The organism is Furfurilactobacillus siliginis (assembly GCF_001437435.1).
In the GTDB taxonomy this organism is placed as follows: domain Bacteria; phylum Bacillota; class Bacilli; order Lactobacillales; family Lactobacillaceae; genus Furfurilactobacillus; species Furfurilactobacillus siliginis.
Window position 1 is genome coordinate 71,976 of the sequence record NZ_JQCB01000003.1, and the last position, 7,936, is coordinate 79,911.

Below are 7,936 nucleotides of genomic sequence, written 5' to 3' on the forward strand. Positions count from 1 at the left end.
TGACTTTTGTCCCACTCTGCGTAAAAGACACACCCGGTATGTTATACTCTATGAAACGGCAAATATGAGGGAGCACATAATTAATGACACAACAACTGAACTTGGTGATTATCACAGGAATGAGTGGTGCCGGTAAGACGGTGGCCATGCAGAGTTTTGAGGATTTAGGTTACTTTGTCATGGATAACATGCCACCTAAGCTTTTGCCAAAGTTCTGGGAGTTGGTTCGGCAATCGGGCAAAGTTGAAAAGGTTGCACTAGTTGTTGATTTACGGTCACATGAATTCTTTGATGACCTGCAAGAAATGTTGGCCATTTCGTCTAGTACTGGTTCAGTCAAGACTTCGGTATTATTCCTAGATGCTTCTGACGGCGAGCTAGTGGCGCGCTACAAGGAAACTCGGCGGTCACATCCATTGGCGATGGACGGACGTGTCTTGGACGGTATTCATCAAGAACGTGGTCTGCTGTCAGAAATGAAGAACCGCGCCGATCTGGTAGTGAATACGGATAACCTGACGCCACGGCAGCTACGTGAAGAAATTTTTTCTCAGTATGCAGATACTGATGGTAAAGAACAGGAATTTCGCATTGAAGTCCTGTCATTTGGTTATAAATATGGCTTGCCGATTGATGCTGACATTGTAATGGATGTGCGTTTTCTGCCAAACCCATACTATGTGGCTGAATTGAAAAATTTAACGGGGCACGATGAGAAAGTTGCTCAGTATGTCATGGCACAGCCCGCAACAGAGACGTTTTACCAGCAGTTTTTAGGATTACTGCAGCAGATTATGCCTGGCTATGAACAAGAAGGCAAGCAGAGCCTGACAGTCGCAATTGGGTGTACTGGCGGTCAACACCGGTCCGTGGCGATTGCAGAACGGTTAAGTAAAGATCTGGCGCAAGACTACCGGGTGAATCTGGGGCATCGCGACATTAACAAACGAAAGGAAACGGTTAATCGATCATGAGTAACCAAACGTCACGACCACCGCGCGTGGTGATCATCGGTGGGGGGACTGGCTTGCCAGTTGTCCTTGATTCCTTACACAAACAGAATGTTGACGTGACCGCTGTGGTAACGGTGGCCGATGACGGTGGTTCTTCGGGAATCATTCGCAATTACATCAACGTGGTGCCACCTGGTGACATTCGTAATGTGATGGCGTCTTTGTCACGCCTAACACCATTGGAATTGGAAGTATTTCAATATCGTTTTGATGATACTGATAGTTTCTTTTCCGGACACGCAATCGGGAACTTGATTATTGCGGCCTTAACTGAAATGAAACATGGTGTGTTTGATGCCGTGCAGGAATTATCCGAAATGATGCGGGTAGATGGTCATGTTTATCCGGTGTCCAATGAACCATTAGTGTTACACGCTGAATTTAGCGATGGTACTCAGGTAGCCGGTGAAGCCGAAGTAACCGCCGCTCATAAACAGATTAAACGGGTGTGGGTCACGCCCCAACCGGATGCACAAGTTGAAATTGCGACGGCGATGCCAGCTGTTATTGATGCAATCCTTGATGCTGACTTAATCGTTTTGGGACCAGGAAGCTTGTTTACCAGCATTTTGCCAAATTTGATGGTTAGCAATGTTGGTGAGGCAATTTTGCACACACCGGCGGAAGTTGTGTACATTTGTAACATCATGACGCAAAAGGGCGAAACGGATCATTTTACAGATGCGGATCACGTGCGCGTGTTAAATAATCACTTAGGCAAGGATTTTGTGGACACTGTCTTAGTGAATACTGAGGTTGTACCTGAAGATTATATGGATTGGAAACGTTGGAACGAGGTTTCCACCCAAGTAACCACTGATTCGGCTGCGTTGCAGGCAATGAACACAAAAGCAGTGCGTGCTAACTTACTTAAATTACGAGATGCAGGTGCATTTCATGATGGTACCAAGGTTGTGGCCGAATTAATGAAATTATTGGCAAATAAAAAATTAGACTAACTCGGGAGGTGACCGGATGTCTTATGCAAGTGACGTTAAAAAAGAATTAACAGGACTCAAAGTGCACGCTGCAAACGGAAAAGCTGAATTAATGGCGCTGATTCGCATGAATGGTGCTGTCAGCATTGTTAACCACGCATTCGTGCTTAACGTCCAAACAGAAAATCCTGCCATCGCTCGCCGTATTTATGCGTTGTTGAAGCAGTTTTACCGCTTAGAAGCCGAATTGATCGTTCGTAAAAACGTGAAATTGAAGAAGAATAATATGTACGTAGTGCGCCTGAAATCGGGGACGCAACATGTATTAAGCGATTTGCACATCATGGGTGATGCTGGGATTGAAGAGGTTGTGCCACAGGATTTTCTTCAAGAAGATAGTGAAATCCGTTCTTATTTACGTGGTGCTTTTCTAGCCGGGGGATCAGTGAATAATCCTGATACAAGCCGGTATCATTTGGAAATTTACTCACTGTACGAAGAGCAAAATGAGCAAATTTGTACGCTAATGAATCAGTATGGTGTTAACGCGCGGATGACGAATCGGCGTAGCGGGTACATCACGTATCTCAAGGAAGGCGAAAAAATTTCGGATTTCTTGACGTTGATTGGTGCGACAAATGCCATGTTGAAGTTTGAAGATGTACGGATTATGCGCGATATGCGGAACTCTGTGAATCGACTGGTGAACTGTGAGACAGCTAACATGGAAAAAGTTGCCTCGGCCAGTTCAAAACAGATTGAAAACATCGAGTATATTCGTGATCGCGTTGGTTTAGGGCAGCTGCCTGATAAGCTACGCGATATGGCAGAGACACGTTTGGCCAACCGCGAAGTTAGTTTGAAAGAGTTAGGCGATTTATTACCAGGCGGTGGTATTTCCAAGTCTGGTGTAAATCATCGTTTGCGGAAAATTAATGAGTATGCGGATGAATTGCGTAATGGGGAAGATGCAGCTTCTGCCTAAAGAAGTTTGTGTGAGCATACTGTAAGTCGGACTGAATTGCCGACTTATGGTGCGCTCCTTTTTTGTTTTCGACAGTAAAACCATTTGACGAAAGATTGGTTAGTCGGTATACTCTTAAAAGTAATCATTACTATTTAAAAAAAGAGGTATTTATTATGGCAGTTCCAGCAAGGAAAACATCGACGACAAAACGTAAGCAACGGCGGGCGCATTTGAAATTGAAACAGCCGGCAATTCACCTAGATCCAGTGACTGGTGAATATCAACTAAGTCATCACGTGACGCCTAATGGTTTTTACAAAGGCCGTAAAGTGACTGCGGAGGATAAATAAATGAAACAAGATTTAAGTACTGCGTTACGTAATTTAAAGAGTCCTAACATCAAAACGCGTAAACGCGCGTTACAGATTATTAAAGGAATCAAGAAGAACGGCAAGTAAACGTTAGCTGAAATTCTATGTCTAAACGAACTTGTCGCCAAACACAAAAGACCTGCCGATAATTTCGGCAGGTCTTTTGTGTTTGGCGTAGTTGATATGGCCTCAGTTTACTGTTGTTTTAAACGGTCAACATTAGCTGGATTGGATAAAAATGTCGTTAAATCAGCTAGCAGACCGGTGTGGGTTGGGTGCCAGTCCAATTCTGCTTGCGTCTGCGCGCTACTGGTCGGGTTGCTGACGGTAATACTTTGTGCAAACCAACCGAAGAAAGCAGCTGCTTCTTGTTCGGTAAAATGTTCGATGGGGAGCTTCATTGTTGTTCCAATTGTCGTTAAAATATCCTTCACGGCAATACCTGACTCAGCGACAGCGTTATAAACGTGACCGGCTTGTCCATGTTCGAGGGCCGCAACAAACAATTCAGCTGCATCATCGCGATGAACTGATGGCCATACGTTGGCACCGTCGCCGACATAGCCAATTTTTCCTTGTTTGGCAGCCAACTGGGCTAATAATGTACCAAAACCTTGTCGTGCTTCACTATGGACAGTAGGAGCCAAGCGAACAACGCTAGTACGAACGTTCTTATCGGCATAACTTAGTGACAGTAGTTCAGATGCACCACGACCAGCCGCATCTGAAGTGACGTCTGCTTCGGTCGCATCTCTACCTAAACCAGTTACCATTAATGTGCCAGATGTGTTAACAAAAGGCTTGTTAGAACCAGCCAGGGCATCGCCAATGGCAGAAATAGCTGCTTGGTCTTTGCTCAAGGCACCTTTATAATCGCTAAAATCGTTGGTGAAAGCCAAATGAATCACACCATCACTTTGTTCGGCAGTCTGGGCAATTACTTTGGTGTCATCAAGGGTACCATGAACAGCTGTGGCACCCCAATCGGCTAGTTGTTGCGCAGAACGATCAGAACGAGCTAAGCCAACGACTGAATGCCCATGCGCCAGTAAGATTTGGACAACCTTTGCACCAATAAAACCGGTTGCGCCTGTTACAAATACCTTCATAAGTGTTCCTCTTTTCAGTTAATAAGAAAATTTTGTATTTTGTTTAATAAGCAATAAACTTATCGGTAATGATATTAACCGATAGACTTATCATTGTCAAACGTTGACTTTTGAAAAGGAGCCAGTTAGCATAAACCATTATGAAGAAAAAAGATGAACAGAAGTATGAACGCATTCTAGATGAAACGGCTAAGCTGATTTTAGAGGGCAGTGTTGGCGCAGTATCGACGACCATGATTGCCCATCAAGTAGGAATCTCACAATCCAGTATCTATGTGTATTTTAAAAATCGCGAGGCATTATTATTAGCGCTTTATATCCGTGAATTGGAAAAATTGTATCAAGGGGATGCTTCGTTGCCAGTTGCTGAGTTAGATTTTCCACAGCAGCTACAGGCGTATATTCGCCAATTATTTGAATTTGCAATGGTGAATCCTGAAAGTATGACAGTGATTCAAAAGATCAAAGGCGATGTTGCCTTCGATGAGGAGGCACAGACACAGATTGAGCAAATTATTCAAAGCAGTCCAGTCCAGCAGCTGCTATTTCAAGGAATTGCGGATGGGACGTTACGACCAGTCGATATTTCTTTACATCGCAATGTGATTTTTTCGACCATTAAGTTACACACGGATAATCTGCATAATGGTGTGTATACAGAAGTGAATGTGCCGTTTGAACAAGTTAGCGAAATGGTCATTAGTGCCGTTTTGAATGCGAAATAAACTATTTACGAAAATAGGTTTAAAAAAAGAGCTTACAACCAAATTTGAATTTGGTTGTAAGCTCTTTGATTTGTGTCAGTTACTTCATTTCTGAAGAACTTTGCATGATGTGGTCGATCAAACCGTAATCTAATGCCTGCTGAGCGGTCATGTAGTTATCACGTTCAGTGTCGCGGTTGATGGTTTCAATATCTTGGCCAGTCTTTTCAGCCAGCAAGTTGTTGATCATCTTCCGTGTCTTCAGAATTTCTTCTGCGACGATTTCGATTTCAGTTTGTTGCCCTTGAGCACCACCAGAAGGTTGGTGAATCAAGATTTCTGAATGTGGTAAGGCAAACCGTTTGCCCTTAGCACCAGAAGTGGCAAGGATAGAAGCCATAGAAGCCGCCATCCCCATAACAATCGTTTGCACGTCGGACTTAACAAAGTTCATCGTGTCGTAGATTGCCATCCCAGAGGTGATCACACCACCAGGTGAGTTAATGTACATATAAATGTCTTTGTCAGAGTCTTGGGCATCCAAGAACAATAATTGTGCGATGATGGCGTTGGCCATGTCGTCTTCAATTGGTCCTGAAACCATGATGATACGATCTTTTAACAGACGTGAGTAAATGTCATAGGCGCGTTCACCGCGGCTAGACTGCTCGATAACAGTTGGAATTAAAGCCATGATTGAGGCCTCCTCATAATTTGCGTTGTGATTTAGCACTTGGACAAGTCCTTTGCTAATCAACGTAAATGTAGTGTAACCCAAAGGTCAAAAAAGGTCAAACGAAAACTAACGGAATTTTCTAAGTATTGTCAACCGACTGGTAGATATGACTTCTTGATGAAAATAAAGTTCTTAAATGGACCTACTCAGTGAACTTAGAACAAGATTTGTTTGACAATTATTTTGGAGACTGGTAATCTTCTAACCAACATTTAATCATTGTTTTCAAACCGAGTAGCGAATGGTCTGTGTGTCAGGAAGTCGGTGGATGCTGCGAACCGATCAGGGCCATTTTAGCGAACTACTTGAAAACGATAATGACCGGGCACCGTTGGACCGTTATCCCAGCGAGAGTGAGTACAAGGGCCGCGTGTCCTTAGTGCTAAGCTGGGTGGTACCACGGTTTTTCTAATCGTCCCTGTTATGTGAACGCATAGCAGGGACGATTTTTTTATTGGGGGCATTTAAGATGCGGGCAAAATCAGGCGGTAATCCACGATATTGATGATTGATCAAACAAACTATTAGCAATCACACTGTGGAAAAATGGAGCATAATTATGGAAAAGAAAAATTTTACGGTCGGACGTAATGAAGCACTGATCATGTTGCTAGTCATGTTAGTTGTGATGGGGCTAGGCGTCATTAAATTTGGTTTATCACCACAAGTACCGGTAATGGCTGTGATGGGCATCTTAATGGCATGGGGTGTGTTTCATAAGCTGCCCTGGTCAATGATTAACACCGGGATTAAAGATGGTATCGAAACAGGTATCGTGCCCATTTTTATTTTTATCCTAGTGGGGGCGTTGATCAGTACATGGATTGCTGCTGGTATCATTCCGTCACTCATGGTATTTGGCTTTCATTTGATTAGTGTACAGTGGTTCGTACCTTCTGTATTTATTGTCTGTGCCTTAGTTGGTAGTGCGGTCGGAAGTGCATTCACGGTTATTTCGACAGTCGGAATTGCCTTCTTTGGAATGGGTGTCACGATGCATGTGAATCCTGCTTTGGTAGCAGGCGCAATCATTTCTGGGGCAGTGTTTGGGGATAAATCCTCGCCATTGTCAGAATCAACTAACCTAACGGCAGCGGTCGTTGATGCAGATTTATTCAAACACATTATCAACTTGATGTGGTCTACAGTTCCTGCTTTCGTCATTTCACTGATTGTATTTGGCGTTATGGGTAGTGGCGAAAAAGGTGCTAGTCTAGCTAGTATCAACCGTGTGATCGATATTTTAGAGACACATTTCACAATTTCAGCGTGGGCGATCGTGCCAATTGCCTGCATGTTCATCTGTGCTTGGCGTCGCGTGCCAGCCATTCCAACGCTATTTTTGAATATCGGCGTGTCCTTGGTGATGTTGTTGATTGAACACCCGGGAACAAAGCTAATGAAAATTGCCAGCATCATTGAGACTGGGTTTGTTTCTCACACCGGTAATAAGGAAGTTGATGTCTTATTGTCACGTGGTGGGATTGCTAGCATGATGGGGACTGTTTCATTGATTGTCTTAACACTGTCGCTTGGCGGCATGCTGATGCAATTCGGCTTGATTGATGCCGTCATGGAACCATTTGCCAAACATCTGAATTCAGATGGTAAGCGAATCAGTGCCGTTGTTTTAGCAAGTATCGGCGTGAACATCTTTATCGGTGAACAATTCTTGTCTGTGATCTTGCCAGGAAAGGCCTTCAAGAAGACGTTTGACGATGCCGGATTAGCACCAGTCGCGTTAGGACGTGCATTGGAAGATGGCGGAACAGTTATTAACTACTTGGTTCCATGGGGTGTCGCCGGGGTGTTTGCGGCGAACACATTAGGAGTTAGCACAATGGCGTTTCTACCATTTACATTGTTCAGTCTATTGTCACCTGTGTTCTCAATTTTGAGTGGGGTGACGGGGATTGGTGTGAAGCATCAGGAGAAACGGGTAGAAGGTTAGTGTGTATTGTATTCAAAAAGTCACCGAGACGGCGGTAAAAGCGGTCTCGGTGACTTTTTGTGCTTCTGTTATATAGCGGAAACGTGCTATGCAGCCCATGGTCCTGTGCAGAACCTGGCCGCTGTCCGTGGCTAAAGCCACTACCAC

The 7,936-nt window shown here is 44.1% G+C and carries 9 protein-coding genes; 7 read left to right on the forward strand and 2 right to left on the reverse strand.

The features are described from left to right. The first annotated feature begins 83 nt into the window (after positions 1-83). The 5 genes from rapZ to IV55_RS10405 all read left to right on the forward strand — a co-directional run bounded on the left by rapZ (position 84) and on the right by IV55_RS10405 (position 3,376). Positions 84-974, forward strand: coding sequence for an RNase adapter RapZ (rapZ, locus tag IV55_RS02990; protein ID WP_057809223.1), 891 nt, complete (start codon positions 84-86; stop codon positions 972-974). Next, entirely contained in the window at positions 971-1,972 is a 1,002-nt protein-coding gene (locus IV55_RS02995) for a gluconeogenesis factor YvcK family protein (RefSeq protein ID WP_057809225.1), read from the forward strand. The genes rapZ and IV55_RS02995 overlap by 4 nt, the downstream gene beginning before the upstream one ends. Before the next feature lie 16 nt (positions 1,973-1,988). Continuing rightward, complete coding sequence (whiA, locus tag IV55_RS03000) at positions 1,989-2,936, forward strand: DNA-binding protein WhiA (protein ID WP_057809227.1); 948 nt, start codon at positions 1,989-1,991, stop codon at positions 2,934-2,936. A gap of 155 nt (positions 2,937-3,091) precedes the next feature. Next, on the forward strand, positions 3,092-3,268 hold the full coding sequence (gene rpmF / locus IV55_RS03005) for a 50S ribosomal protein L32 (protein ID WP_057809229.1): 177 nt from the start codon (positions 3,092-3,094) through the stop codon (positions 3,266-3,268). Next, on the forward strand, positions 3,269-3,376 hold the full coding sequence (locus IV55_RS10405) for a putative metal homeostasis protein (RefSeq protein WP_162260726.1): 108 nt from the start codon (positions 3,269-3,271) through the stop codon (positions 3,374-3,376). Positions 3,377-3,483: 107 nt separating this feature from the next. Here IV55_RS10405 and IV55_RS03010 read toward each other — a convergent pair whose 3' ends face one another. Further along, a complete protein-coding gene (locus IV55_RS03010) occupies positions 3,484-4,398 on the reverse strand; it encodes an SDR family oxidoreductase (protein ID WP_057809231.1) in 915 nt (304 codons plus the stop codon). 140 nt (positions 4,399-4,538) lie between these two features. On the opposite strand from IV55_RS03010, the gene IV55_RS03015 reads away from it, so the two are divergent. Beyond that, positions 4,539-5,123 carry a TetR/AcrR family transcriptional regulator gene (locus IV55_RS03015; RefSeq protein ID WP_057809234.1) on the forward strand — a complete coding sequence of 195 codons (585 nt, stop codon included), beginning with the start codon at positions 4,539-4,541 and terminating at the stop codon, positions 5,121-5,123. A 79-nt stretch (positions 5,124-5,202) separates the two neighbouring features. On the opposite strand, the gene clpP is transcribed toward IV55_RS03015, so the two are convergent. Then, positions 5,203-5,796, reverse strand: a complete 594-nt coding sequence (gene clpP / locus IV55_RS03020; RefSeq protein WP_057809235.1) for an ATP-dependent Clp endopeptidase proteolytic subunit ClpP — start codon at positions 5,794-5,796, stop codon at positions 5,203-5,205. A gap of 601 nt (positions 5,797-6,397) precedes the next feature. Here clpP and nhaC point away from each other — a divergent pair. Beyond that, positions 6,398-7,789, forward strand: coding sequence for a Na+/H+ antiporter NhaC (gene nhaC / locus IV55_RS03025; RefSeq protein WP_057809238.1), 1,392 nt, complete (start codon positions 6,398-6,400; stop codon positions 7,787-7,789). Positions 7,790-7,936: the final 147 nt, after the last annotated feature.